Genomic DNA, 26,993 nt, shown 5'->3' on the forward strand with positions numbered 1-26,993 from the left:
GTGAGTCGGCCCCAGGTCGAGGCTTCGCAGCAGCAGGCGCCGGAAGCGGTTCTGTTCGACATGGACGGGACGTTGTTCGACAGCGAACGACTGTGGGACGTGAGCCTGGACGAGTTGGCGATCATGCTCGGTGGAACTCTGTCGGGCCGGACGCGCCGGCAGGTGGTCGGCGGCGACCTGCTGGACACCGTTCGGATCATTCACCGAGACCTCGGCGTCGAGGCCGACGAAGATCATTCCGCCCGCTGGCTGTTGGAGCGGACCCGGCAGCTGTTCGCCGGCGGCGTCCGGTGGCGTCCTGGTGCCCGGGCCGTGGTGGAAGCAGTCAAGGCGGCGGGCATTCCGCGGGCGCTGGTCACCTCCAGCCGGCGTGTGCTGGTCGATGCGGTGCTGGCCCAGCTGGAGCCCGGCCTGTTCGAGGTCGTGGTCTGCGGCGACGAGGTGACCCGGCCGAAACCCGATCCGGAGGGCTACCTGACCGCTGCGTCCCGGCTCGGCGTGGAGGCAGCGAACTGTGTCGTGCTGGAGGATTCGCCACGTGGCATCGCCGCCGCTCGCGCCGCCGGCTGCGTGGTGGTGGCGGTCCCCGAAAGCGGGCAGACTTGCCCCACAGCTGATTGCACGGATGCCGATCGAACCGGCGATCATCAAATGATCATCACCTCGATCGAAACGATCACTGTTGACCAACTGGCGGCTTGGGTGAGGAGCAGGACGTGAGCGAGGACCCGGCCAACGGTGCTGCCGCAGATCCGACGTTCCCGCTGCTGCATCCCCGGCCCGAGCACGGCTGGCTGAATGATCCCAACGGGGTCTGCAAGTTCGACGGTCGCTGGCATCTGTTCTTCCAGTGGAATCCCGAGTCGACCCGGCACGAGCGGATCCATTGGGGACATATCTCGTCGGCGGACCTGCTCACCTGGCGGGTCGAGCCGGTGGCGCTCGTGCCGCGTCCGGGACAGCCCGACTCCGCCGGCTGCTGGACCGGCTGTGTGGTCGACGATGCGGGCACTCCGACCTCCGTCTACTCCGCGGTCAGCGACCACTCCGGACGGGCCGACGTGCTGCTGGCGCGCAGCGACCGCCGGCTGCTGCAGTGGGAGCAGACCGAGCATCCGGTGCTGCCGATGCCGGACGATCCTCGCTTCACCGACGTACGCGATCCGTACCTGTTCGAGCATGCGGGACATCGGTGGGCGGTGATCGGCGCCGGCCATCGGGACGGCGACCCGGCGGTGCTGGTCTATCGGGTCGATGAGCTGACCGACTGGATCCCCGCTGGAACCTTGTTCGACCACAGCGATCCGGTAGCGGCCGAACTCTCGGCTGCGAACGTGTGGGAGTGCCCCAACCTGTTCCGGCTGGGCGATCGGTGGGTCTTGATCATTTCGCTGTGGACGGCCGGTGCCGGGAGCCATCCGGAGGTCAGTTGTCTGGTCGGTGATCTCGAGCTGTCCGACGACCTGCAGTTGCGTTTCCGTCCGCGGTCGGCCGGCCGGCTCGACGACGGACCGGCGTTCTACGCACCGCAGGCGATGACCGACGGCGACCGGGTCCTGCTCTGGGGTTGGGTCTGCGAACAACGCGACCAAGATCAACTCGCCGCGGCCGGCTGGGCCGGCTGCCTGACCCTGCCGCGCGAACTGGCGTTGGCCGGTGATCGGGTGAGCAGCCGACCGGCGGCTGAGCTGTCGGCGGCCATCGGGAACGAGATCGCGGCCGATCGGCCGATCACCGCGTCGGCCTTTGTGGCCCGATTCGATCGCCCGGGATCGCTGTCGCTGGACGGTGTCGATGTGATCGCGCTGGATCGATCCGGCGAGATCTGGGTCGACGGGTCGGTTGTCGAGGTGTACCCGGCCGGCGCGGCCCCGTACACCACCCGGGCGTATCCCGGCGCCGGTTCGGCCTGGACCGTCGACGGACCGGCCCGGGTGTACGCGATGACGATTTCGGCGACTGCGTCGTCGGCTCTATAGAGTCGGGCGAGCTCCGCGCCCGCTGCCTCCGCGCCGGCGTCGTCGGCACCCGCCAGTTCGACGGTTGATCGGCTCGCACGTATCCCGCCCCGGGCGGTAAGAATGTCGGAGCAGATGCGTCGAACCCCCGGATTCGCCGGGGTTGGTGCCGTCTGCTCCGACGTTTTACCCGGTCTGTTCGAAGGAGTGGCTCCATGCGCGCAGCGTTTCTGCCCGGCAATCGGCAGGTGCAACTGAAGGACATCGACGATCCGCGGCCCGGCCACGGCCAGGTGGTGGTGGCGATGCGGGCCTCGACGATCTGCGGCAGCGATCTACGTGCGATCTATCGCGAGCATCTCGGGGAGGGGCCGGAGGCCTACCAGGACGTGGTGGCCGGTCACGAGCCCGCCGGCCGCGTGGTCGAGGTCGGCGACGGCGTCGATCGGATCAAGGTTGGCGACCGGGTGGTGGTCTATCACATCAGCGGGTGCGGACAGTGCGACGACTGTCGGCGCGGCTATCAGATCAGCTGCACGTCGCCGAAGCGGGCGGCGTACGGCTGGCAGCGCAACGGCGGGCACGCCGACCTGCTGCTGGCAGAGGAACGCGACCTGCTGGTGCTCCCCGACGAGCTCAGCTTTGTCGACGGCGCCTGCGTCGCTTGCGGATTCGGTACGGCCTACGAGGCGCTGTGCCGGGTGGATGTCTCCGGCCGAGATCGGGTGCTGATCGTCGGGCTCGGCCCGGTCGGCAACGCCGCCGGACTGATGGCCAAGGCGATGGGCGCCAGCACCGTGGTCGGCGTCGACGTCAGCGGCGACCGCCGCCGCCTTGCTGTTGATCTTGGTGCGGTGGACCTGACGGTGCCGGCCGGCGACGATGATCAACTCCGCGAGATCCTTGGTGACGGTGCCGAGGTGTCGATCGACTGCAGCGGCAACGGCATCGGGCAGCTGGCGGCACTCAAACACACCCGCCGCTGGGGTAGGGCAGCGTTGGTGGGTGAGGGCGGACAGCTCAGCGTCGATGTCAGTGAGGTGCTGATTCATCGGCAGCTGACCGTGCACGGATCCTGGGTGACCTCGACGGTCCGGATGGCCGAGTTGCTGGAGCGCCTCGTCCGTTGGGACCTGCACCCCGAGCGTGTGGTCAGCGACACCTTTGCGCTGGCCGACGCGGCAACCGCGTACGAGGTTGCCGACGCCGGCGCCAGCGGAAAGATCGGCATCGTCTGGGACGATTGATTCGATCCGTGTGACGCCGCTGCCCATGTCTTGGGGCCGGAGCGCCACAACCGGGACTTTGGTCCTGACCTGCTCGTGATTCCTCAGGGCTGCTCCGGTGGGGCAGATCGTGGCCCTGCCCGCGGCCTATCGTGATCGGATGGATTCGCCGTTCGTCGGGCGCGAGTCCGAACTCCAGCGCATGCAGGATTTGTTGAGTCCTGCGATGCTGCAGCGCGGCCATGTGCTGATCGTTCGCGGTGAGGCGGGCATCGGCAAGACCAGGCTGACCGAGGAGTTCGCCCGTCTCGCTGCCGGTTCCGGAGTGCAGGTGATCCGCGGGCAGGCGTTGGACGACCCGGGGATGCCGGTGCTGTGGCCGTGGCGGCAACCGCTCTCCGATCTGGGCGGTGCCGAACTGATCGAGGACGCGCCGTCGATCGAACTGACCGACTCCTCGGACGCGGCGAACGCCCGCTTCCGGTTCTTCTCCCGGATCACCGATCTGCTCTTGCGGAGGGCGCAAGCGCCGCGGCTGCTGGTGATGGAGGATCTGCACTGGGCCGACGAACTCAGCCTCGCGTTGCTGCGGCATGTGGTCGCCGCGGTCCGCAACTCGCCGATGATCTTGGTGCTGACCGTACGAGATCTCGGACCCCGGCCGTGGGCGCAGCCCGTCGAGCAGACCCTGACCGATCTGCTGGCGCTCCCGGCAACCCACGTCATCCGGCTGCCCGGGTTGCCCCGTGATCAGGTACGACGCTGGCTGGCCGGACTGCACGGCGTCCCGGCCGAGGTGGCCGGTCGGGTCGCCGAGAGCATCACCGATGCCGACGGCGCCAATCCGCTGCATGTCCGGCTGCTGAGCGAAGCGCTGATCCGCCGACCGGACGCAAGTGAGCCGGACGCGCCAGACCTGCGCCGACTCGTCCTGGCGCAGCTGGCGGACCTGCCGGTACGGGTGCAACGAACGATCCGCGCCGCGTCCATCTTCAACGACCGCGTCCGGCCGGACCTGTTGGCCAAGATCGTCCAGCTGCCGCTGGCAGACGTGCTCGATGATCTTGATCACGCGGTCCGTGCCGGAGTGCTCCGCCGGAACCGCGATGACCTCAATTGCGAATTCATGCACGTGCTGGTGCGTGACGCCGTACGAGTTGATCTTGGTCCGGACGAGCGGGAACAACTGCATCACCGGACCGCCATGACGCTTGCGGAGTTGACCTGCGCGGACAAGTTCGCCGGCCTGATCGCTCGGCACTGGTTGCTGAGCGGACGGCGCGAGGCCGATCGGGAGGCGCTGCACTGGTTGCGCCGGGCAGCGACCGTTGCCTCGGCCGGCCAGGATCTGATCACAGCGGTCGATGTCTGGGGTCAGGCGCTGGCCGCCGCCGAACGACTCGGCTGGGACGAGGTCCGCGGCTGGCTGCACATCGACCGGGCGCGAGCGCGTTACTGTGCCGGCCGGATCAACGAGTCGTTGGCCGACTGCGCCGCGGCGGTTGATCTTGCCGGCACTGTGAAAAGCCCGGAGATGGCGGCGCGGGCCGCGCTGGTGGTGGCGGGCGTGGGCAGCGAAACCACCGCCGCGACGATCGAATCCCTGTGTACACAGGCATTGTCGATGATGCCGCAGCAGCCCGACCGGACGCAGCGGCTGCTCACGGCCCGGACGCTCGCGCGTCGAGCTCACGCCCTCGCGTATCGAGACCTGCCCGCCGCCCGCGGTCTGAGCAGAACGGCGGTGGAACTGGTCGATGACGGCTGCGCGGACGCGGTGCTGGATGCGGTGGCGGCGCGCCACCTGACCCTGTGCGACGCGCAGCACGTGGAGCCGCGGATCGCGCTGGCCGAGCGCGCCATCGCCGTCGGGCCGGCGGCTCATCAGCCGCTCGGCCGGGCCTGGGGCCACATCTGGATGTACGAGGCCGCCATGCAACGCGGTGACCTCGGTCGCGTCGACGGCGAGTTGGCGGCGCTGAGTCGTGTGGTGAACGCGGACGGCTGGCCGATGACGCGCTGGCATCTGCTGCGCGCGACGGTCTGTCGAGCAGTGTTGGTCGGTGATTTCGGCACCGCCGAACGGGTGGCGGCCGACGCCGGACGGCTCGCGATCGAACTGGGCGACCCGAGTATTCCCAACCTGCCCGGGGAAATCAGCGCGGAGCTGGGCATCCTCCGCGGCGGCATGTCGGCCCAAACGCTGGGCCGGACACTGGAGCAGCTCGGCGCCAGGAGGTCCGACGGACCGGCCGCCGAACTGCTGATGGTGCGGCTGCTGCTCGCTGCGGCCGACCATGATCAAGCGATCGCCGCCTATCGTGGCTGGCGCCAGTTGATCATGAACGACGTCGAGCCGGCGGACCGGCCGGGTCGCCAGGGCCAGCTGCTGGCGCATGCGCAGATCGCCACCGAGCTGGGCGATCAACGGCTGGCGCAGCGGCTGTATCCGTTGGTCTTGGCCGAGCGGGGCCCGTATCGCGGTGACGGTTCGCCGCTGATCTTCTCGACCGGGTCGCTGGCTCGGCACGCGGCTGAGCTGGCGGCCGTACTGGGCCGCACGGATGAGGCGATTTCCCTGCACCAGCAGGGAATCCGGGAGAACCTGCTGATCGGCGCGACCCCGTTCGTCGCCCTCGGCCGACTCGGGCTGGCCCGCGTGCTGCTGTCGGCACCGGGACGGGAACGACCCGACAACGGTGAAGTACGCGGGCTGCTGGCCGCGGCCGCTGCGACCTTCGACGAGCTGGGAATGACCGGCCGGCTGGACGAGATCCGTCGCCTGCAAGGGCATCCGCTGCCCAGGACCGTGATCGGTTTGACCCCGCGTGAAGTGGAGGTGGCGCGCATGGTGGCCGAGGCACAGACCAATCGCGACATCGCCCAGCGCCTGGTGTTGTCGGAGCGAACGGTGGAAAGTCACGTCCGCAATGCGCTGGCCAAGATCGGTGCGGACAGCCGAACCGGTCTGGCCACCTGGATGCTTCGGCACCACTCCTGACCTTCGCATCCGTTCCCGCGCACCGCCGGCACTCCCGCGCACCGCCGGCACTCCCGCGCGCCGCCGGCACTCCCGCGCAGGTACGTCACCTTCGGTCGCGCTCCCGCGCACCCTCGGTACTCCCGCGTAGGTACGAACTTGCGCTGGAGCACCGCGGGTGCGCGGGAACGTAGTGCCGACCGAGCGGGAAGTGCGGCGGGCGGGAAGTGCGGCGGGCGGGAAGTGCGGCCGGAGAGGCTGGCGGGCGAGCGATCGCGAGCGATCGGAGCGGCGTCAGGTTCCGTACTAGCACTGAGGATTCCCGTTGCCGAGCGCATTAGCGTGAGATCACGACCGGGTGGGGGACCCGGCGTTGGGGGAAGGAACGCATCATGCGAATGGTGTATCGGGTGCTGGCCCTTGTGGTCTGCGCCGTTGTTGCCTTTCAGGCCGCGGTGATCGTGTGGGCGGTCGCCGGGCTGGGCAGCTATCTCGACGGGGGAGGGGTGCTGGACAAGGCCAAGACCGAGTCGGCGATCGAGACCGGCACGAATCTGCCGTTTCCCGAAATGCAGGGCCTGCTGCTGCACGGGATGACCGGGATGATGATCGTGCCGATCATCGCCTTGTTGTTCTTGATCAGCTCGTTCTTCGCCAAGGCCGCTCATGCGCGGGTGATGGCGCTGATCGTGGTCGGATTGGTCGCGCTGCAGATGTATCTCGGGCTCGAGCTGCATGAGGTCGCCGGGGTCGGCGTCCTGCACGGCGTCAACGCGCTGCTCTTGTTCGCCGCCGCGTTGGTCGCCTTCCGCTTCGGTGGCGAGCCGATCGTCAAGTCGTCGGAGCCGATCGAGCGGATCGGTCAGCCGGACTCGAACGTCGCCAGCGAGGTCTGAGCAGCTGGTCAGGGCGTGACGATGCGTGTGAGGGCAGTGCTCGCGCTGCTCGGCACCGGGATCCTGCTGGCCGTCATCGGCTGGTTCTGGGCAGGCAGCTTCGCACCGGACGATCTGTCGGCCGCCGACATGGGGGACGTCGACGGTGGCGGCGGTACTGTCCGTGCCGAACGCGACCGCTCCGGGTCGACGGGGATGACCGGCGGCGGTGATCACCACGATCATCACGGCGGAAATGGTAGGGACGCCGGCGGGCACAACGCAGGTGGCGTGGTGTCCGTCGACCGTCTCGTCGCTCGGTCGGGGCCGGCCGACCGACACTTCGTCCTGCGCGCACAGCAGGCCGGCCCACATCGCTACCTGATCAACGGCCGTACGCCCGGTCCGGTGCTGCGGGTGCGACAAGGTGATCTTGTCGAAGTGAAGTTGATCAACGAGTCGGTGCCGAACGGCGTGACCCTGCACTGGCACGGTGTCGACGTGCCGAATGCGGCCGACGGTGTCGCCGGGGTGACCCAGGACGCGGTCAAGATCGGGCAGGAGTACGTCTACCGCTTCGTAGCCGACCGCGCAGGCACCTTCTGGTATCACTCGCATCAGCTGTCTCATGAACAGGTGCTGGGCGGGCTGTTGGGTGCGTTGGTGGTCGAACCACGCAGGTCGACAGCCGAGTCCGATGCAGTGGCCCTGATCCACCTCTATCAAGGCAAACGCACCGTGAACGGATCAGCGGCCCGGCTCAAGATCAACATTCGCGACGGGCAGCGGCTGCGGGTGATCAACACCGACAACGGGCCGGTGACGCTGCAGGTCGCCGGCGCCGGCTACCGGGTGCTCGCCACCGACGGCAGCGACGTCGTCGGACCCACCGAGGTCAGGGACCGCGAAGTGACGGTCACCGCCGGCGGCCGAGTTGATCTTGGATTGGACGCGATCCCTGCCACGGTGGAGATTTCCGGCGTCGGCTGGGTGGACGTCAACGGCGGTGCGCCGACAACCGCAGGTACGCAGCCGGAGCTCGATCTGCTGCGCTACGGACGGCACGTGCCGGTGGATCTGCAAACGGCCACACCGGATCGCACGTTCCGCTACGACCTCGGCCGGCGACCCGGCTTCGTACGAGGAAAGCCCGGGCTGTGGTGGACGATCAACGGCAAGATGTGGCCGAAGGTGCCGATGTTCATGGTCAGCGAAGGCGACGTGGTCCGGATGACGATCACCAACCACAGCGGCGATGTGCACCCGATGCATCTGCACGGGCACCGGGTGCTGATCTTGTCCCGCAACGGTGAGCCGTCGACCGGCAGTCCGTGGTGGCTGGACTCGATCAACGTCCGCGACGGTGACACGTACGTGATCGCGTTCCGAGCCGACAATCCGGGCATCTGGATGGATCACTGCCACAACCTGCCGCACGCCGCGCAGGGCCTGATCGCCCACCTGATGTATCAGGGCGTCACCACCCCGTACCGACTGAACGACACCAACGAACCCGAGTGATCACATCCAGGCTCAGTCAGGAGGTGCGGGACTGCAGGCGTTTCAAGATCGTCTGGGTGAGCTCGCGATCGTACGGAAGGTCGGTGCCGTCGAGGTTGATCACCGGGGTGATCTGCTGGCCGCTGGACACCGACCACAGTCCGTCGACCTGGTCGAGCTCGGACCGCCGTACGTAGCGGTAGTCGGTGCCGAAGCCGAGCGACGCGACGATGCCGAACAGCGCCGCCTGAGTGGTGCCCTCGAGGATGCCTTGATCGGTACGCGGCGTGACGAAGACGTCGCCGACCTTCATGATCACGGTCGAGGTCGGACCCTCCAGCACGTAGCCGTCGGTGCTGACGAAGATCACGTCCTCGGCGCCGCGCCGATGCGCCTCCCGCAACGCCGCCTTGTTGACCGCGTAGGAAAGGGTCTTGGCTCCCTGCAGCAACCAGGGCGAGGTCTTGGCGATGTCCCGCGGATAACCGCGATCCAGCGTGACCACCTTCATCCCGTGATGCTGGCGGTGGCTGTAGTCGTCGCCGACGAACGCGTACGCCCAGGCCGTCGGCTGCTCGAGGCCCTCGATGCCGCGGGTGATGATCAACTTCACCAGCACGTCGTCGCGTTCGTGCAGCCGAGCGGCCAGTCGGACCGCCTGTTCGATCGCGTCAAGATCAAGTTCCGGCAGCTCCAGCATCCGCGCCGAGCGCTGCAACCGCTGCAGATGCGGCTGCACCGCCTGCACGTCGCCACCGACCACGCCGAAGGTCTCGAAGATCCCATCACCGCGGGTCACCCCGAGGTCGGTGACGTTGATCTGCGGCTGCTGCGGATCCAGCACCCGCAGCCGATCCTCGGGGGCAGCGGTGCCGGCCGGCAGCGGGGTCGCCGGGTCAATGATCACCAAGGTTGCGTCGGTCACCGGTCGTTCCTTCTCGCTGGGCACACCCGGGAGGGCGTGTCTGTTGAATGGCGCGGGGCTGCGCGGCACGCCCCAGCGATTGAATCACGCCGTCACCTCAACTTCGCAACCGCGCAGGACCATCCCACGCGACCGCCCGAGCTCAGCGTCGGCGCTTACTGGCCAGGTGGTCCTGCCAGCGATCCAGCATTCCGTCCAGCTCGCGGTTCATGAACGCGAGGAACTCTGCCGTCTCGGCCAAGCGCCGCCCGGCCTCGGTGTCCTCGCCGGCAGCCGCGACACCGGCCTCCAGTTCTCGTTGCCAGTGGCTCAGATAGGTGTCCCGCCTGGTGATGGACTCGTAGAGGGCGTTGTGCTGAATGCGGTAGCGGTCGCGACGGGTGCCCGGCTCGCGTTCCCGGCTGATCATCCGCACCTGCGCCAGATAGCGGATCGCCCCGGACACCGCGGCCGGACTGATCTGCAGCCGGCGGGACAGCTCGGCCGCGGTCATGGTGCCGGTCTGGGTGGTCATCAGACACGCCATTACCCGAGAGGCCATCCGCGGCATGCCGGCCTCGACCATCGCCGAGGCGAACTGCTCGATGAAGCGCTCGACGCCGGCCGGGTCGTGGTAGGCCGCGGGCTCGTCGGGCGGGGAGGTCGCCTTGCCGCGGTGGTCAACTGTGGTCATCGGCACCGATCCTAGCGGACTGCGTTTTAACACTTCCTTAACTTTACAAGATTGTGAAGATTGCGTACGTTGGTTGGCATGTCAACAGCGATTGCAGCCGATCAGCTGCGCAAGTCGTTCGGGCGCACCGTCGCCCTCAATGGTCTCGACCTACAGGTGGAGACCGGGGAAGTGCACGGCTTCCTCGGACCCAACGGAGCCGGCAAGTCGACCACGATCCGGATCCTGCTCGGACTGCTCCGGTCGGACTCCGGCACCGTGGAGCTGCTGGGGCAGGATCCCTGGCGTCACGCCGTCACGTTGCACCGCCGGCTGGCCTACGTACCCGGCGACGTGGAGTTGTGGCCGAACCTGACCGGCGGGGAGGCGATCGACCTGCTCGGTCGGTTGCGCGGTGGCATCGATCCGGCCCGCCGGGCCGACCTGATCGAGCGATTTGATCTTGATCCGACGAAGAAGGGCCGGGCCTACTCCAAGGGCAACCGGCAGAAGGTGGCGATCGTGGCCGCGCTGGCCTCCGACGCCGAGCTGCTGCTGCTGGACGAGCCGACCGCCGGCCTGGACCCGCTGATGGAGGTCGTCTTCTCCGACGTGATCTTTGCGGCCAAGGATGCCGGCAAGACCGTCCTGCTGTCCTCCCACATCCTTGCCCAGGTTGAGAAGTTGGCCGATCGGGTCAGCATTATCCGGCAGGGCGAGATCGTTCAGACCGGCAGCCTGAGCCAGATGCGGCACCTGACCCGGACCGAGATCAACGCCGAGTTGGCCGAGGCGCCGACCGGTCTGGATCAGCTGCCCGGAGTCCACGATCTGCAGACCGATCGGGCCGATGGCCTGATCAAGATCAAACTCAACGCCGACGGTGAGCACCTGGACACCATCTTCGATCAACTGGCCCGACACCGGATCCGTAGCCTGATCAGCCATCCGCCGACCCTGGAGGAGTTGATGCTGCGGCACTACGAGGCGGAGCTGAAGGGCAACGGCGGCGCTGCCGACGAGCCTCGTTCCGAGGGACGGCACGTGAAGGCGGTTCGGCGATGAGCGCGCTGGCGACGTCGCGGCTGTCCGCGGCCACACCTCGTACCGACGCCGGCAATCACCCACTCGGCGGCGCCGGGATCATGATCAGATTCGCGTTGCGACGGGAGCGGATCCGTACGCCGGCCTGGCTGGTGATCATCGTCGGCAGCACCATGATGGTGGCCGCCGCATTCACCAACCTGTACGGCGATGCAGCCGAACGCGCACGCACGGCGGCCTCGCTCGGCACACCCGCCGGACTGGCGATGACCGGACCGCGTGAGTACATGAAGAACTACACCCTCGGCGCGATGATGAGCCAGCAGATGATCGGCTGGGTCGCGGTCGTGGTCGCGCTGCTCAGCATCCTGATCGTCGTCCGCAACACCCGGACCGAGGAGGAGACCGGGCGAGCCGAGCTGGTCCGTTCGATGCCGGTCGGCCGGCATGCCCAGTTGTTTGCGGCGATCGTGGTTGCGGTGCTGGCCAATGTCGTACTGGCGCTGGCGCTCGGTTTCGGGCTGGCGGCGTTGAAGATCGACTCGATGGATCTGGCCGGTTCTCTGCTCTACGGGTTCGCCCATGCCGCGGTCGGCATCGTGTTCGTCGGGATCACCGCGATCACCGTGCAGATCACCGCCCATGCGCGCGGTGCGATCGGCATGTCGCTGGCGATCGTCGGTCTGGCGTACGTGTTGCGCGCGGCCGGCGACAGTGGTGATCATGACGTGCTGTCCTGGTTGTCGCCGATCGGCTGGGCGCAGCGCACCTACGCCTACGTGGACGATCGCTGGTGGCCGTTGCTGCTGGCACTCGGTCTCGCGGTGATCACGGCAGCGATCGGTTTCTGGCTGAGCACTCGTCGCGACGTCGGCGCCGGCCTGCGGGCTGCCCGGTTGGGCCGAGGGACCGCGTCGGCCTTCCTGCAGACGCCAATCGGTGCTGCGGTCCGGTTGCATCGCGGCATGATCATCGGCTTCGCCATCGGCGCGTTCGTGCTCGGCGCGATGTACGGTTCGGTGCTCGGATCGATCAAGGGCATGCTGTCCGGCGTCGAGCCACTTGATCAAGCCCTGAAGGAAACCGGCGGTTCGTTGACCGACGCATTCGCCGCGATGATCTTGGTCGTGCTGGCCATGATCGCAGCGGTGTTCGCGGTGATCGCAGCCCTGCGACCGCGGGCCGAGGAGTCCGGCGGACGCGCCGAAGGACTGCTGGCAACGGGCTTGTCCCGGGCCGGCTGGCTGCTCAGCCACGTGGTGGTGGCGATGCTCGGCGGGGCTGTGGTGCTGGCGGCCGCCGGCTTCGGCTTCGGTGTCGCCGGTGCCGGTGCGACCGGTGATCAAGGTCTGATCGGCACCCTCACCCTGTCGGCGTTGGCCTACGCGCCGGCCGTCTGGGTGACCGCGGGCGTTGCGGTTGCCCTGTACGGCTGGCTGCCGCGGTTGGCGCCGGTGGCCTGGGCGCTGGTGGTCTACTCGTTCTTCGTCGGCTACCTCGGCCAGATCCTGCAACTGCCCGATTGGATGAACAAGCTGCAGCCCTTCGGCTACGTCGCCAAGGTGCCGGTGCACGACGTCACCTGGTTGCCCGAGATCGTGCTGACCGCGATCGCGGCGGCGTTGGTGATCATCGGCATCGCCGGCCTGCGCCGCCGTGATCTTGACCTGAAGTAGCGCTCACGGGGTGGCTCGCCCGACTCCCGGGACGGGACTTTCCGACTCGTGCTGGATTTCTGGGCCCGGGATTGGTGGGAATAGGAAATCTCCAACTCGTGCTGAGTTTTCCGGGCCCGGGTCGGCGCGGATTTTCCAGCACGTGTGGGATTTTCGGGGCTCGCAGCGGCTTGGAGTGCGGATTTTCCAGCACGTGTGGGGTTCTCGGGAGTCTCGGGCTGCGTGGGGTTCGATTTTCCGGCACGTGCTGGATTTTCGGCGCGTCCGAACCCAACTCCGGGTGGATAACGAACGCCCCGGGAACAGGTGGGCCGACGGAACTCAGCTCTGGGTGGAAAACGAACGGTCCTGGCGCCCGACGGCCCGACCGAACCCATCCCCGGGTGGGAAACGAACGCCCGGGACGTGAACGGTCCGCCCGAACCCAACACCGGGTGGAAAAGGTGAGCGGGGACCTGGAATTTCCGGCACGTGCGGGATTTTCGGGCATGGACTCCGGCGATGGGAAGGCGCCGGGCGACTGCAGTCATCGCGGCCGTTCGGGTGGGGCGACGGTCACGCCAGACCGGTACGCATCCAGCGGTCGGTCCGAGCCCGCAGCACCAACGTGATCATCCGGGCCAGGATGAACACCCCGTACGCGATCCACAGCCAGACCAAACCGGCGCCGAAACCGTGCACCAGCAGGGCAAGCGGCACGTACGACGCCATCGCGATCAGGCCGGCGAGGGCGAGATAGCGGCCGTCGCCGGCACCGATCAGCACCCCGTCCAGGACGAACACCACACCCGCCAGCGGGGTGATGCAGGCGATCACCAGCAACACCTGGCGAAGCAGCTCCTGCACCGCCGGATCCGGTGAGAAGAGTTGATCAACCCACGGCCGGGCGAGGGTGACGACCAGCCCGAAGATCACCCCGGCCAGCACGCCCCAGCCGATCATCCGCCGGGTCAATCGACGCACCAGGTCGACGTCTCCGGCCCCCAGATAGCGGCCGATCACTGCCTGGGCAGCGATGGCCAGCGCATCCAGCGCGAAGGCGAGAAACGTCCACAGGCTGTTGGCAACCTGGTGGGTGGCCAACGCGATCGCACCCATGCCGGCCGCAACCGCGGTGGTGACGGTGATCGACAACTGCAGCGTGGCGGTCCGGATCACCAGCCAGAAGCCGGATCGGGCTGCCGCGAGGACGCCCCGCGGATGGAAGCTGATCTTGGTGTGATTGCGTCGGGCGCCGCGCAACACCACGGTGGCCAGCAGCACCGCGCTGCCGGTCTGCGCGATCAGGCTGCCGGTGGCTGAGCCGGCGATGCCAAGCCCGAACCCGTACACGAAAAGGAAGTTCAGCCCGATGTTGATCACGTTGCAGCTGATCGCCACGAACAACGGAGTCCTGGTGTCCTGCAGGCCGCGCAGCACCCCGGTGGAGGCCAAGATCAACAACAGCGACGGCAGCCCGCAGGCCGCGATCCGCAGGTAGGACCGAGCTGCAGACGCCACCTCCGGCCCGACTCCGTACCAGCCGATCACCGTCGGCATCAGCAGTTGCAACAGCCCGCACAGGACGGCGCCCAGCAGCACGGCCAGCACCATCCCGTCGAGTCCGCCGGCCAACGCGAAGCGAAGATCGCCGGCGCCGAGCCGACGGGCCACCGTGCCCGTGGTTCCGTAAGCCAGGAAGATGCTCAGCCCGGTCAGGATGCCGAGCAGGTTGCCGGCGATGCCCAGCCCGGCCAGCTCGGTGGTGCCGAGGTGTCCGATGATCGCCGAATCGGCCAGCAGCAGCGCCGGTTCGGAGACCAGCGTCGCGAAGGTCGGCACCGCGAGCAGGAAGATCTCGCGGTCCAGGGCACGAACCGAGGCGCGGGAGGACGAGGTGGCGGACATCGCCGCCTATCCTGCACTGTCGGTGGGCAGCGGCAGGATTCGGCTATGACAGCTCGACCGGATCCCGATCGGCCCCATGATCACGAGATTCCGCTCGCCGGCGGGTTCGTGAACGACGTCGTTCGCGTCGGCGACACCGTACGGCGCACGAGCGGGCCCTGGACCCCGGCCGTGCACGCTTTGCTGCGTCACCTGGAAGAGGTCGGCTTCGCCGAGTCGCCGCGAGTCCTCGGCATCGACGATCTCGGCCGGGAGGTGCTCAGCTATTTGCCGGGCGAAACGATGCCGTGGACCAACTGGCCGCGAGTGCTTTGCGACGACGACGGCGTCGCGCAGCTCGGCCGGCTGTTGCGCCGCTACCACGACGCGGTCAGCGACTTCCGGCCGCCGCCGGGCGCGGTGTGGCGCAACCCGTTGGCCGGTCCGGGCGAGATCATCCGGCACGGCGACTTCAGCCCGTTCAACACGACCTGGGTCGACGACACGGTGGTCGGGCTGATCGACTGGGACTTCGCCCGGCCGGGCCGTCGCATCGACGACCTCGCCTACCTGGCCTGGCAGCTCGTACCGCTGCAGCCCGAGGGCCGGCGCAAGGAGTACGGCCTGGATTCGCGGCTCGATCTACCTGGGCGACTGAGCGTGCTCTGCGACGCGTACGGAGGTGACTACTCGCCCGCCGAAGTGGTCGCAGCAGCAATCGACGTCATCGAAGCCGAGCGCGGGGACACCGCTGAACTCGCCACTTGGGGCCTGCAACCGTGGGTCAGATTCGCCGACGACGGAAGCCTGCAAGCCTTCGCCGCCGAAGCCCGATGGCTTCGCCGAACGCGGGATTTCTGGGCCGGCAACGGCGGTGAGGTGCCTTGCCCGGATTGACCAGACGCTTCCGCGGAAGCGTCCCCAGGAAGGTTCCCTGCCGATCAGGACATCCCGGCAGCCACTACGTTGTCGTTCGTGACGTCAGACGACTCTGCGATGACGGTGACTACACCCGGCGGCGACTCGAGCCAGCCATGGGCCGGACTCGCTTCCGGCTACGAGCGGGCGCGCGCCAGGGAGGATTCGCTGGATCGGATCGTCGAATGGCCGGCGCAGAGGGAGCTGTTGGGTGAGGTCACGGGGCGATCGGTGCTCGACCTGGGCTGCGGCAACGGCGGCAAGCTTGCGGCGTTGATCCGAGACGGAGCGGCCAGCGGCGTGGGCGTCGACATCAGCGGCAACTTCATCGTCGATCCGCCGCCCGGGTTGGAGCTCATCCGCGCCGATATCTCGGGCCTGGAATCGGTGCCCGGACTCGCCGGTCGCAGGTTCGACCGAATCCTGTTCCTGCAGTCCTTCGGCTATGCGGAGGATCCGGTCCGCACCCTGCAGTCGGCGCGGGCGATGCTGGCCGAGGACGGCTTCATCCTGTTGACCCGGACTCAGCCGATCCGGTACGCCGTCGAACGGGCCGAACAGAACGGCACTTCGCTGGGCGAGGAGTACTTCGCCACGGACTCGTTCTCCTATCGCCACGGCAGCTGGAACGATCAGATCAGTCTGACCAAACGGCCCTACACGATGGCCGACCTGCTGAACGTGTTCAGCGCGGCCGGGCTGTGGATCGAGACCACGGTCGAGCCGCAGCTGTCCGAGGAAGCCCGGCAACGCTTCCCACACAAACAGGCGTGGATGAACAAGTATCTGGGCATTCTGATGTTCAAGCTCCGGCCGTTACCCGGTGCTTCCGCGGCGGGGCGCTGACCGGGATCCTCAGCGCGGCGCCATCCGAATCGCGCCGTCCAGCCTGATGGTTTCGCCGTTCAGCATCGGGTTGCGAATGATCGACTCGGCCAGCTGGGCGTACTCCTCCGGACGGCCGAGCCGACTCGGATGCGGCACCTGGTGTCCGAGCGACTCCTGCGCCTCGGCAGGCAGTCCGGCCATCATCGGGGTGTTGAAGATGCCGGGCGCGATCGACATCACCCGGATCTGGTGTTGAGCAAGATCACGAGCGATCGGCAGGGTCATGCCGACAATGCCGCCCTTCGACGCGGAGTACGCGGCCTGCCCGATCTGGCCGTCGAAGGCGGCGACCGAGGCGGTGTTGATGATCACGCCGCGCTCCTCACCGATCGGCTCCGCCTGCAGCATCCGTTCGGCGGCCAGCCGGATCACGTTGAACGTGCCGATCAGGTTGACCTCGACGGTGCGGCGGAATTTGTCGTACGGGAACGGGCCCTTCTTGCCCACCACCCGGAACACGTCGGCGGCGATGCCAGCGCAGTTGATCACGAACCGAAGCTCACCCAGCTCCGCCGCAACGTCCAACGCGGCAGTGACCTGTTCGGCGTCGGTCACATCCGCGGGGACGAATCGGGCTGTGCCGTTGATCTTGTCGGCCGCGGAATCCCCTGGCGAGGAAGGAAGATCGACCAGTACGACCGGTGCTCCCGCGGCCGCCAGCCGGGTCGCGGTGGCGAAGCCGAGCCCGGACGCACCGCCGGTGATCAGTGCGACGCTGCGATCATTGATGTCCATGACTTCCTCTCGACGGCGTGAGAATGCCCTTGCAGGGTGGCGAATCCGGAATGACGAAGGCGTCAGTCGAGGCGCTCGATGATCATGGCGTTGGCCATTCCGCCGCCCTCGCACATGGTCTGCAGGCCGTAGCGGCCACCGGTCCGATCAAGGTAGCTGACCAGGCTGGTCAGCAGCTTGGCTCCGGTGGCGCCGAGTGGATGGCCGAGTGCGATCGCGCCGCCGCGCGGATTCAGCTTCTGCGGGTCGGCGTTGAATTCGCGCTGCCAGGCCAACGGGACCGGTGCGAACGCCTCGTTGACCTCGTACGCGTCAAGATCATCAATGCTCAAACCCGAACGCTCCAACAGTTTTCGGGTCGCCGGGATGATGCCGGTCAACATCAACAACGGGTCGCTGCCGGTGACGGCGAAGGACACGAATCGCGCACGCGGGGTCAGCCCGAGCTGGGCAGCGCGTTCCTCGCTCATGATCAACACGGCGGCGGCGCCGTCGGTCAGCGGGGAGGAGTTGCCGGCGGTGATCGTCCAGTCGATCTCGTCGAACCGTTCACCGATCGCCGGATCGTAGAAGGCAGGCTTCAGCTGGGCGAGCCCCTCGGCGGTGGTGCCGGGCCGGATGGTCTCATCGGTTTCATGATCATCAATGGCGATGATCTCGTCGGCGAAGGTGCCGTCCTGCGTCGCCTGCGCGGCGCGGCGATGAGATTCGGCGGCGAACGCGTCCAGGGTCGGCCGATCGAGTTTCCAGTGCGCACTGATCAGCTCCGCGCTGATTCCTTGCTGCACCAGCCCGTCCGGGTAGCGGGACTGCAGCGGTTCGTACGGGTTCTTGCCGGCAAAGGTGGAGAACATCGGCACCCGGCTCATCGACTCGACGCCGCAGGCAAGCACCACGTCGTACGCCCCGGCGATCACACCCTGGGCGGCGAAGTGAGCGGCCTGTTGGCTGGATCCACACTGCCGGTCGATCGTGGTGCCCGGTACCGATTCGGGAAGCCCGGCTGCTAACGCCGCGGTGCGTCCGATGTTCATCGCCTGTTCGCCGCCCTGGCTGACGCAGCCGCAGAGCACGTCCTCGATCAGTTCCGGGTCGATTCCGGTGCGCTCGACCAGGCCGCGGATCACCCGGGCCAACAGGTCGGCGGGGTGGATGTCGGACAGCGCACCGCCCGGTTTCCCCTTGCCGGTCGGAGTGCGCAGGACGTCGACGATGACCGCGGTTCGCATGCCGGACACGTTACTCGCCGGTAGCCATCCGCAGTGTGGGCCCTGAGCTTGTCGAAGGACCGGGAAATCGACCCTTCGACAGGCTCAGGGATCCGTGGCGGGTGTGCTCAGGCGGCGCGGCCGGCCTTCAGGGCGCCCGCAATCTCGACGGCGCGACGAGCCTGGTAGCGCAGGCCGTCCAGGGTGACCTCGCTCGGCTCGCTGACGGCGATGTGCGAGGTGCCGTACGGGTTGCCGGTCTGGAACTGGATCGGGTCGGTGTAGCCAGGGGCAACCACGATTCCGCCCCAGTGGTAGAGCGTGGTGTAGAGCGACAGCAGCGTGGACTCCTGGCCACCGTGCGCGGTCTGGGTGCTGGTGAAGGCGGTGTAGACCTTGTCGGCCAGCTTGCCCTGCAGCCACAGCGGGTTCGTGGTGTCGATGAACTGCTGCAGCTGGCTGGGGATGTTGCCGTAGCGGGTGGGGGCGCCGAAGATCACGACGTCGGCCCAGTCCAGGTCGTCGAGCTCGGCCACCGGGATGTCGGCCGTCGCGGCGGCGTGGGCGGCCCATGCCTCGTTGCTGGCGATGGCGGCCTGCGGTGCGTTCTCCCGGATCCGGCGCAGTCGCACCTCGGAGCCGGCCTTCTCCGCACCCTCGACGGCCGCTTCGGCCAGCCGATGGATGTTGCCGGTGGAGCTGTAGTAGATGACGGCGGTCTTGACGCTCTCGCTCATGGGGGTTCTCCTCGTACTGCCGAACGTAAACGGATTGCTATCCGGTTACGCAGCATAGGCCCGTTGGGTTGATTGTTCAAGTTCGGAAAGCGGCTGCGATCTGAGAGTCGTTCCTGCCCGCCCACCCCGGGTGCCGCAGCGGCTCAGCTGGGGAACTGTGCAGAAGCTGATGAGCGTCCGACGCGTTCGAGGTCTCGTCACCGAGGTGTACGGCGATTCGTCCGCGGATCCCGCAGGCCGATTGGCCAGACTGGTCGCGGGTCTCCTGCTCAGCTCGGGGCGTGGCCACTTCCCGCCTCTGCTGCCGCCCTCTCGCCTGAGCAGGAGATCGCGGGCGGGTCGGCAGTGGGTTGGCGCCGATCCACAGCCCGTTGTCCACAGGAGTTATCCCCACTGTGGAGAAACAACATTGATGTGATTCACCACGGCGTCCGCCTCGCAGCAGGACCCCGAAGGCTCGGCACGCTTCCCGCGCACCTGCGGTACTCCCGCGCAGGTTCCGACATCCGCGGCTGCACCGCAGGTGCGCGGGAACCAAGCCGAGCAGCAGAGGGCGGGGTGGTGGGGTGCGAGCGCACCGGGAGCCGGACGAGTGCACCTGGTGCCGGAGGATGCCGGGCAGGAGGAGTATTCCGACGCGTACCGAATCCGGAATCCGATCCGGTTAGTCTCGATGCTGGCCGCCGATCGCGGCGGTCCGTCGGACAAGCACTTCGGGGGTGCCAGGGTGAACGCTGGGCGGTCGGTCGACCGGGATCGGCCCGTACTCGGTGATCTGACGCTGCTGCAGTCGCCTCCGCCGGAGCGTTCGGACGCGGCCCGTAACCGGCAGCGGATCCTGCAGGCTGCCCGGGAGCTGATCGACGAGCGCGGTCCGCAGGAACTGACCATGAACGAGGTCGCAGCGCACGCCGGCGTCGGGGTCGGCACGGTGTATCGCCGGTTCGGCGATCAGGCCGGTCTGGTGGACGCGTTGATGGATGAGCACGAGCGGGAACTGCAGGAGCAGATGATTTCCGGGCCGCCTCCGCTCGGGCCGGGTGCGGAGCCGGTGGAGCGAATCAAGGCGTTCCTGCACGCCTTCGTCGATCTGCTGGAGTTGTACGCACCGGTGATGGCCACGGTGCGTGACGATCCGCGAACCCGGGGCGGCGGGGCGTACAACGCTCATCATCAGCATCTGGCGATCTTGATCCGGCAGGTCCGGCCGGGCCTCGACGCGACCTATCTCGCCGGCGCCTTGCTGACCAATCTGGAGGCGCGGCGCTTCCTGGCGCAGCGCAACGACCTCGGCTACGGAGTCGATCAGATCAAGGCAGGGCTCGATCAGCTGGTCACCGGCCTGGGGTAGTGCGGTCGGACTACTTCCAGAGGGTGGCGATGATGAAGGCGGCAGCCATCCCGGCCATGCCGATCAGGATGTTCCAGTTGCCGAGCGCGCTCATGAACGGGACCGCCGTGCCGGCCACGTAGTAGACGATCAGCCAGGCGACGCCGAACAAGCCGACGGCGATGAAGGTCGGTGGCACCCAGCGGCGGCTGCCCGGTGCGTACGGGGTGCCGGTGCGCGGACGCAGCACCAGGAACAGGACGACTGCCAGCACCACCAGGGCCGCGGCGATGGCGATGTTCAGCTTGCCCAGCGGCTTCATGAAGCCGATCAGCGAGTCGTCGACGAAATACAGCACACCCCAGGCGACGCCGACCACCGCGATCGCGATCGTCACCGGCAACAGCCAGGGGCGCTTCACCGGCTCCGGCTCCACGATCCGGCGGGAGGCGCGGCTGGTCGGGGTGCCGGACTTGGTCGCGGAGGACGCCTTGCCGGTCGCGTCGGACTTCGACGACTCCGGCCGCTTCCGCTTGTCAGCGGCGGCCTTGCGAACTTTCGACTCAGGCAACGTCTCTCCTCGACGATCTCACCCCGGGCAATCTGAACCCGGACGATCCCACCCCGGACGAGCTGACTTGACCAGGGGGTTGTGGGTAGCGTAGTCAATCCCTACCCGCGAGGCACATTCTCTGCGGCCGGGGGAGCAGATGACGGCAACGAGGTGGAGCGGGTGGCTGAACGTCCGATCGGCGAGCGGGTCCGGCGCGCGCTGGTCCGTGCGCGGGTTCGGCAGCGGCTGCGCAATCGGCGCCGACTGGCCGGCCGGGTGCTGACCGGGGTGGTGTGTCTGGCGGCCGGTCTGATGATCACCATCAGCGCCGTCAACGCCCGCGGCATCGACCTGCGCCCGGCCCGCAACACCGACCTGATCAGCCTGGTTCGTTCTGAATCCCGGCGCAACGCCGATCTCGCCGACCAGGCGGCGACGCTGCGCAGTGAGGTCGACCAGCTCGCGGCCAACGGCAGCCGGACCGAGCAGGATTCCGAGCTGAACGCCCGCTCGCTGGCGGCCGGGCTGCGGCCGGTCACCGGGCCGTCGCTGACGGTGACGCTCGATGATGCGCCGGCCGATGTGGTCGCGAACGGCATCGATCAGGACCTGTTGGTGGTCCATCAGCAGGACATCCAGTCGATCGTCAACCTGCTCTGGGCCGGCGGCGCGGAGGCGATGACGATCCAGGGGCAGCGGGTGATCTCCACCACCGGCATCAAGTGCGTCGGCAACACGGTCGTCCTGCACGGCGTCCCGTACGCACCGCCGTACCGGATCAGCGCGATCGGCAACCAGGCCCAGCTGCGGCGGACCCTGGACAACTCCGAGTTCGTCCGGATCTACCAGCAGTACGTGGACCGGTTCCGGCTGGGCTACCAGGTCGACACCAAGGCGCATGATCGCTTCCCCGCCTACCGCGGTTCACTGGACCTGAAATACGCCCAGGTGCCGTCCACCTCACCCTCCCCACACCGCTGACCGCCGACTTGTCAGGACGTAGTTGGGTTATCGGCCAACCAGCTTCTGACAAGTCGGTGGAAGAATGACCGCGTGCCAGACATCAATCAGCCGAGCTTCGCAACCGGACCGGGCCTGCGAATCCTCGTCGTGGACAACTACGACTCCTTCGTCTTCAACCTGGCGCACTACCTGGCCCAGGTCGGCGCGGTGGTCGACGTCTGGCGCAACGACGACGAACGCTTCCGGCAACCCGGCTACGCCGACGACTACGCCGGGATCCTGCTCTCGCCCGGGCCCGGTACGCCCGAGCACGCCGGCGTCTGCATCGACCTGATCAAGGAACAGGCCGGGCAGCGGCCGATCTTCGGAGTCTGCCTGGGGCTGCAGGCGATCGGCGTCGCGTACGGAGGTTTCGTCGGCCGGTCGCCGGAGCTGTTGCACGGCAAGACCTCGCTGGTGCAGCACGCAGGTGTCGGTGTCTTCGCCGGACTGCCGAGCCCGTTCACCGCGACCCGGTATCACTCGCTGGCGATTCAGCCCGACAGTGTGCCGGCCGCGCTCGAGGTGACTGCGCAGACCGACAGCGGCGTGATCATGGGCGTACGGCACCGGGAGCTGCCGGTCGAGGCGGTCCAGTTCCACCCCGAATCGGTGCTCACCGAACACGGCTATCAGCTGCTGGCCAACTGGCTGCGGATCTGCGGCGACGAGGACGCCCCGGAACGCGCCGCCGGCCTCGCCCCGCTGATGTCCGCTAAGTAGGTCGCGCGTCCCGGTCAAGACCAACAGCCGCGCGGGCACCAGTACTCCCGCACCCGAAAACTGCCGCCGCACCCGAAATTTCGCGTGCGGCGGCAGGTTTTGCGCGCGGCTGTGGACCTCGGGGGGTGCGGCCGGCGTCTCGGAGGAGAGGGTCAGAGCAGGTCGGCGTAGCCGATCTTGATCAGGTGCTCGCGGGACTCGGCGAGGCAGTCGAAGATGTCGCGGCCGTACTGATCGTCCTGCTCGATCAGCAGGTATTCCGCCCCGCCGTCGATGCCGGCCTCGATCACGCCGGAGAAGTCGAGGTTGCCCTGGCCGACCTCGGCGAACTGAACGATCTTGGACCAGTGCTCCGACCACGTCTTGTGATCGCCGGACTCGAGCGCGGCGAACGCCTCGGCCGGCGGCAGCGCGATCCGGAAGTCCTTCAGGTGAACAAGATCAACATCGCCGGCGAACGCCTTCAGCACGGTGACCGGGTCCATCCCGCCGCGTTGGATCCAGTGCACGTCGAGCTCGAAACGCAGATCCGGAGCTTCGGTGCGAATGATGTCCAGGATGTGCTCGCCGTCCATCCGGGCGAACTCAATGTGATGGTTGTGGTAGCTCAGGATGATGCCGTGGTCGGCCAGCCGACGCGCCATCTCACCCGCGTCGTGGGCGAAGGAGACCAGCGACTCCTTGGACTTCAGGGCAAGCGTCGGCAGCATGCCGATCCGGACCCGGCTGGATCCGAGCGCGTGGCAATCGGCGACGATCTTGTCGAATGACTCGCGCAGGGAGTCGTTGCCGCCACCGCCGGTCTCGCCCATCCCTGCCGAGATCGCGGCCACGCTCATGCCGAGCTCGTCGTTGGCCCGCGCGATCTCATCGCGGGTCTGGGGGGTCAGTGCGATCTGGGACACCTCGACCACGCTGAAGCCGATCCGGGACAGCTGGGCCCAGACGTCGTAGGCGCCGCGATCGGCCACCTGCTGCTTCAGCATCATTGCCTGTACGCCGATCTTGGCCACGGCGGAACTCCTTTGCTCTACTCACCTGTGCCCTGCAACTTATGCCGTCATAGGTCGCGGTGGCCACCGGTTGCCATCCGGTTGCCATCCTGGTTGCGGAGTGGTCGGGAGCGCTGTGGTCAGCGGACGCCGGCAGGGCGAAATTGGATGCTGATCCGGGGACCGACCGGCTTCGCGGTCTTGGTGATCGCGTGCTCCCAGGTGCGTTGGCAGGAGCCGCCCATCACGATCAGGTCTCCGTGCCCGAGCGGGAACTTCGCCCAGGTGGTCGAGCTGCCTCGCGGTCGCAGGGAGAGCGCCCGAGCCGAGCCGATGGACAGGATCGCCACCATCGTGTCCTCGCTCTTGCCGCGGCCGATGGTGTCGCCGTGCCATGCCACCGAATCCCGGCCGTCGCGATACAGGCACATCCCGGCGGTGACGAACGGCTCGCCGAGCTCGGCACCGTACTGCTCGTTGAGTTGCCGTTTCGCCTGGTCCAACACCGGATGTGGCAGCGGATCGTCCTCACCGTAGAAGCACAGCATCCGCGGCACGTCGACCACCCGCTCGTACATCTGGCGCCGCTCGGCGTGCCAAGGCACGGTGTGCAGCAACTCCCGCATCAGCGCGTCCGCACCCTGCAGCCAACCCGGCCGCAAGTCCACCCATGCCCGCGGGTCAGGGTGCGCCGCTCCACCGTGCCGGACAGCGAACCGAGCTCGATCTCGTCCACCAGATCGAGCAGTGAATCCTGTAGAACGGACTCGTAGCTGGTGGCCGTGTCCGGGGTCGTCGTTGTCGTCGCGTGCTGAGCCGATCCTCGGCGGACCGACTGCCGCGTCGTGTGCATCGTCAACGTGCTCATGCCAGCAGGCTAGCACCGATATCGGACAAATGTTCGAAAAACTGCGGAACCGGCGCACGCCCGCTCCGCCCCGGACGGTCGGGGATGGCACACAGTCCAGGTATGCGGCCGCTCCGCGATGGTGCGAAAATCCCGCCACGGTTGAGAACGAACGCCGTCGGGCGCGAGCGCTCGGTTCGAACTCGGCTCCGATTGGGAAACGAACGCTGTCCGGCGCAGAGATGCGGTTCGAACTCGGCTCTGGTGGGAAACGCACGAGGTAGCGCCGGGCTGGCGCTGCTGGCGGCGTACGGATTCCGGGTCTGGTTGGGAAACGAACGCTGTCCGGCCCAGAGGTGCCGTTCGAACCCGGCTCTGGTGGGGGACGAACACCGGTGGGCGCCGACTGTGCGGGCACCCACCGGTGTGGTCAAACAAGTGCGACCCGAAAGGGGCCCCGATCGACTACCCGCCCTTACTGGGGCTGGTGGTGTCGGACGGGCTCGGCGAACCGGAATCCGAGGGTGTGCTCTTCGCGGTGGCCGTGTTGGTCGGCGATGAAGAGGTCGGTGGCGGGGTCGGACGCTCGTCCACCACGCTGATCGTGATCGTGGTGCCGCGCGGAGCCAGTTCGCCGGCGTCGATGCTCTGCGCAACCACCGAACCGACCGGGTTGTTCTCGTCCTGGACCAGCTTGGTCTTGGTCTTGAAGCCGGCGTCCTCGGCGTCCCGAGCGGCCACGTCCTCCAGTTTGCCGGTCAGCCGCGGCACCTGGGACTCACCGGTCGCGACGGTGAGCGTGACCTCGGTGTCGACCGGCACTGTTGCGCCCTCGTCCGGATCGACCGCGAGCACCTCGTTCTTCTTCGCGTCCAGCGGTTCGGGCTGGGTAGCCTTCACCTTCTTGATGTTGTCGGCGGAGAAGCCGGCGTCCTCCAGTGCGGCGGTCGCCTTCTTCGCCGACATGCTGACCAGATCGTCCGGCAGGGTCGCCGTCTTCGGCCCGACGTTGATCTTGACTTTCACCGTCGAACCCGGGTCCACCTTGGTCTGCGCCGCCGGGGACTGCTCGACTGCGGTGTTCACGGTCGCGTCGTCGGCGCCGTTCACGTTGCTGATGCTGGCCTTCAGACCCTTGGACTCGATCTCGGACTCGGCCCGGGTGCGATCCATCCCCTTGACCGACGGGACGGCCACCTTCGGCGGCGGCGGTGCGGCCTGCGGATGCTGGCTGTTCCACCAGTACCAGCCGCCGGCACCGAGCGCGGCCAGCACCACCACGATCGCGATGATCAGGCCGACGACCAGACCGGTGCGCTTCTTCTTCGGCTCCTCGTCCTCCTCGTCCAGATCCTCCGGACCGGAGCCGGGCAGTGTGGCCGGCACCACCCGGGTCGCATCCGCATCCTCTGCGGCCACCGCCGCTGCACCGACCGGTGCCAGCGCGACCGTGGCCTGCTCACCGGCGAGGACGCGGTTGATGTCGGACTTCATCTCCCGGGCCGACTGATAGCGGTCGTCGGGCTCCTTGGCCAGCGCCTTCAGCGCGATCGCGTCGATCTCCGGGCTGATCGAGGGATCCAGCTGGCTCGGTGGGACCGGCGCCTCGCGGACGTGCTGATAGGCAACGCTGACCGGCGACTCGCCGGTGAACGGCGGCCGGCCGAGCAGCAACTCGTACATCAGACAGCCGGCGGAGTAGAGGTCGCTGCGGGCGTCGACCGTCTCGCCGCGAGCCTGCTCCGGCGACAGGTACTGCGCGGTGCCGATCACCGCGGCGGTCTGGGTCATGGTGGCCGAGGTGTCGGCGACCGCGCGAGCGATGCCGAAGTCCATCACCTTGACGTTGCCGGATTGGGTCAGCATCACGTTGGCCGGCTTGATGTCGCGGTGCACGATCCCGGCGCGATGGCTGTAGGTCAGCGCATCCAGCACGCCGACGGTCAGTTCCAGCGCGCGTTCGGGCAGGATCTTGCGGCCCTCACGCAGGATGTCGCGCAGCGTCGGACCCTCGACCAGCTCCATCACGATGTACGGGATCTGCACGCCGGTGGCGGAATCGGTCTCCTCGCCGGTGTCGTAGACGGCGACGATGTTGGGATGATTCAGGCCGGCGGCCGATTGTGCCTCCCGCCGGAACCGTGCCTGGAAGGTCGGGTCGGTGGCCAGGTCGGTGCGGAGTTCCTTGACCGCCACCGGGCGGCCGAGACGGTTGTCGACGGCACGGCGTACCTCCGCCATGCCGCCACGACCGAGGAGTTCCCCCAGCTCGTATCGGCCACCCACGACTCGGTGCGCCGGTGTCTCGGGCTGTGTCATCTACCGACTTCCTTTCGCCGGGCACATCGTTGCATGACG

The 26,993-nt window shown here is 67.7% G+C and carries 23 protein-coding genes and 1 pseudogene; 13 read left to right on the forward strand and 11 right to left on the reverse strand.

Going from position 1 to position 26,993, the window contains the following annotated elements:
* The 6 genes from FOE78_RS02315 to FOE78_RS02340 all read left to right on the forward strand — a co-directional run bounded on the left by FOE78_RS02315 (position 1) and on the right by FOE78_RS02340 (position 8,560).
* A complete protein-coding gene (locus FOE78_RS02315) occupies positions 1–720 on the forward strand; it encodes an HAD family hydrolase (RefSeq protein WP_210414767.1) in 720 nt (239 codons plus the stop codon).
* A complete protein-coding gene (locus FOE78_RS02320; RefSeq protein WP_168207335.1) occupies positions 717–1,979 on the forward strand; it encodes a glycoside hydrolase family 32 protein in 1,263 nt (420 codons plus the stop codon). Before FOE78_RS02315 ends, FOE78_RS02320 begins: the two co-directional genes overlap by 4 nt.
* A 194-nt stretch (positions 1,980–2,173) precedes the next feature.
* Entirely contained in the window at positions 2,174–3,205 is a 1,032-nt protein-coding gene (locus tag FOE78_RS02325) for a zinc-dependent alcohol dehydrogenase family protein (protein ID WP_143984890.1), read from the forward strand.
* Between the two features lie 97 nt (positions 3,206–3,302).
* Positions 3,303–6,185, forward strand: coding sequence for a helix-turn-helix transcriptional regulator (locus tag FOE78_RS02330; protein WP_143984891.1), 2,883 nt, complete (start codon positions 3,303–3,305; stop codon positions 6,183–6,185).
* A 371-nt stretch (positions 6,186–6,556) separates the two neighbouring features.
* On the forward strand, positions 6,557–7,060 hold the full coding sequence (locus FOE78_RS02335; RefSeq protein WP_143984892.1) for a hypothetical protein: 504 nt from the start codon (positions 6,557–6,559) through the stop codon (positions 7,058–7,060).
* Positions 7,061–7,081: 21 nt separating this feature from the next.
* Positions 7,082–8,560, forward strand: coding sequence for a multicopper oxidase family protein (locus FOE78_RS02340; protein ID WP_143984893.1), 1,479 nt, complete (start codon positions 7,082–7,084; stop codon positions 8,558–8,560).
* 16 nt (positions 8,561–8,576) lie between these two features.
* Here the strand turns inward: FOE78_RS02340 and FOE78_RS02345 are convergent, their stop codons facing one another.
* Positions 8,577–9,464, reverse strand: coding sequence for an aminodeoxychorismate lyase (locus FOE78_RS02345; protein WP_168207336.1), 888 nt, complete (start codon positions 9,462–9,464; stop codon positions 8,577–8,579).
* 142 nt (positions 9,465–9,606) lie between these two features.
* Positions 9,607–10,137 carry a GbsR/MarR family transcriptional regulator gene (locus FOE78_RS02350; RefSeq protein ID WP_143984895.1) on the reverse strand — a complete coding sequence of 177 codons (531 nt, stop codon included), beginning with the start codon at positions 10,135–10,137 and terminating at the stop codon, positions 9,607–9,609.
* 78 nt (positions 10,138–10,215) lie between these two features.
* On the opposite strand from FOE78_RS02350, the gene FOE78_RS02355 reads away from it, so the two are divergent.
* Together FOE78_RS02355 and FOE78_RS02360 are read left to right on the forward strand one after the other, a co-directional pair.
* On the forward strand, positions 10,216–11,181 hold the full coding sequence (locus tag FOE78_RS02355; protein WP_143984896.1) for an ABC transporter ATP-binding protein: 966 nt from the start codon (positions 10,216–10,218) through the stop codon (positions 11,179–11,181).
* A complete protein-coding gene (locus FOE78_RS02360) occupies positions 11,178–12,836 on the forward strand; it encodes an ABC transporter permease (RefSeq protein ID WP_143984897.1) in 1,659 nt (552 codons plus the stop codon). Before FOE78_RS02355 ends, FOE78_RS02360 begins: the two co-directional genes overlap by 4 nt.
* Before the next feature lie 555 nt (positions 12,837–13,391).
* Here FOE78_RS02360 and FOE78_RS02365 read toward each other — a convergent pair.
* Positions 13,392–14,723: an MATE family efflux transporter gene (locus tag FOE78_RS02365; RefSeq protein ID WP_143984898.1), complete on the reverse strand. Its 1,332-nt coding sequence runs from the start codon at positions 14,721–14,723 to the stop codon at positions 13,392–13,394.
* Between the two features lie 45 nt (positions 14,724–14,768).
* On the opposite strand from FOE78_RS02365, the gene FOE78_RS02370 reads away from it, so the two are divergent.
* Positions 14,769–15,599 (forward strand): aminoglycoside phosphotransferase family protein, encoded by an 831-nt coding sequence (locus FOE78_RS02370; RefSeq protein WP_143984899.1) that lies wholly within the window; start codon positions 14,769–14,771, stop codon positions 15,597–15,599.
* Positions 15,600–15,698: 99 nt separating this feature from the next.
* On the forward strand, positions 15,699–16,466 hold the full coding sequence (locus FOE78_RS02375; RefSeq protein WP_143984900.1) for a class I SAM-dependent methyltransferase: 768 nt from the start codon (positions 15,699–15,701) through the stop codon (positions 16,464–16,466).
* Between the two features lie 9 nt (positions 16,467–16,475).
* Here FOE78_RS02375 and FOE78_RS02380 read toward each other — a convergent pair whose 3' ends face one another.
* The 3 genes from FOE78_RS02380 to wrbA form a co-directional block, all read right to left on the reverse strand.
* On the reverse strand, positions 16,476–17,243 hold the full coding sequence (locus FOE78_RS02380; protein WP_143984901.1) for a 3-hydroxyacyl-CoA dehydrogenase: 768 nt from the start codon (positions 17,241–17,243) through the stop codon (positions 16,476–16,478).
* 62 nt (positions 17,244–17,305) lie between these two features.
* A complete protein-coding gene (locus tag FOE78_RS02385) occupies positions 17,306–18,472 on the reverse strand; it encodes a thiolase family protein (protein ID WP_143984902.1) in 1,167 nt (388 codons plus the stop codon).
* A 107-nt stretch (positions 18,473–18,579) separates the two neighbouring features.
* Positions 18,580–19,188, reverse strand: coding sequence for an NAD(P)H:quinone oxidoreductase (gene wrbA, locus FOE78_RS02390; protein ID WP_143984903.1), 609 nt, complete (start codon positions 19,186–19,188; stop codon positions 18,580–18,582).
* Between the two features lie 601 nt (positions 19,189–19,789).
* Between wrbA and FOE78_RS02395 the strand changes: the two genes are divergently transcribed.
* Positions 19,790–20,539 (forward strand): TetR/AcrR family transcriptional regulator, encoded by a 750-nt coding sequence (locus tag FOE78_RS02395; protein ID WP_228266009.1) that lies wholly within the window; start codon positions 19,790–19,792, stop codon positions 20,537–20,539.
* Between the two features lie 10 nt (positions 20,540–20,549).
* Here the strand turns inward: FOE78_RS02395 and FOE78_RS23975 are convergent, their stop codons facing one another.
* Both FOE78_RS23975 and FOE78_RS23980 read right to left on the reverse strand, forming a co-directional pair.
* Positions 20,550–20,798, reverse strand: a complete 249-nt coding sequence (locus FOE78_RS23975; protein ID WP_407662640.1) for a cell division protein CrgA — start codon at positions 20,796–20,798, stop codon at positions 20,550–20,552.
* 36 nt (positions 20,799–20,834) lie between these two features.
* Positions 20,835–21,089 (reverse strand): annotated as a pseudogene (locus FOE78_RS23980) (hypothetical protein); the annotation flags it as partial.
* Between the two features lie 162 nt (positions 21,090–21,251).
* On the opposite strand from FOE78_RS23980, the gene FOE78_RS02405 reads away from it, so the two are divergent.
* Positions 21,252–22,052 carry a DUF881 domain-containing protein gene (locus FOE78_RS02405; RefSeq protein WP_228266010.1) on the forward strand — a complete coding sequence of 267 codons (801 nt, stop codon included), beginning with the start codon at positions 21,252–21,254 and terminating at the stop codon, positions 22,050–22,052.
* 72 nt (positions 22,053–22,124) lie between these two features.
* Complete coding sequence (locus tag FOE78_RS02410; protein WP_228266011.1) at positions 22,125–22,796, forward strand: aminodeoxychorismate/anthranilate synthase component II; 672 nt, start codon at positions 22,125–22,127, stop codon at positions 22,794–22,796.
* Positions 22,797–22,948: 152 nt separating this feature from the next.
* On the opposite strand, the gene FOE78_RS02415 is transcribed toward FOE78_RS02410, so the two are convergent.
* The 3 genes from FOE78_RS02415 to pknB form a co-directional block, all read right to left on the reverse strand.
* Positions 22,949–23,809, reverse strand: coding sequence for a sugar phosphate isomerase/epimerase family protein (locus tag FOE78_RS02415; protein WP_143984904.1), 861 nt, complete (start codon positions 23,807–23,809; stop codon positions 22,949–22,951).
* Positions 23,810–23,928: 119 nt separating this feature from the next.
* Positions 23,929–24,456 (reverse strand): alpha-ketoglutarate-dependent dioxygenase AlkB, encoded by a 528-nt coding sequence (locus FOE78_RS02420; protein ID WP_228266012.1) that lies wholly within the window; start codon positions 24,454–24,456, stop codon positions 23,929–23,931.
* A gap of 644 nt (positions 24,457–25,100) precedes the next feature.
* Entirely contained in the window at positions 25,101–26,954 is a 1,854-nt protein-coding gene (pknB, locus tag FOE78_RS02425) for a Stk1 family PASTA domain-containing Ser/Thr kinase (protein ID WP_143984905.1), read from the reverse strand.
* Between the last annotated feature and the right edge of the window lie 39 nt (positions 26,955–26,993).

Origin of the sequence: Microlunatus elymi (genome assembly GCF_007362775.1) — a bacterium.
Lineage (GTDB): Bacteria > Actinomycetota > Actinomycetes > Propionibacteriales > Propionibacteriaceae > Microlunatus > Microlunatus elymi.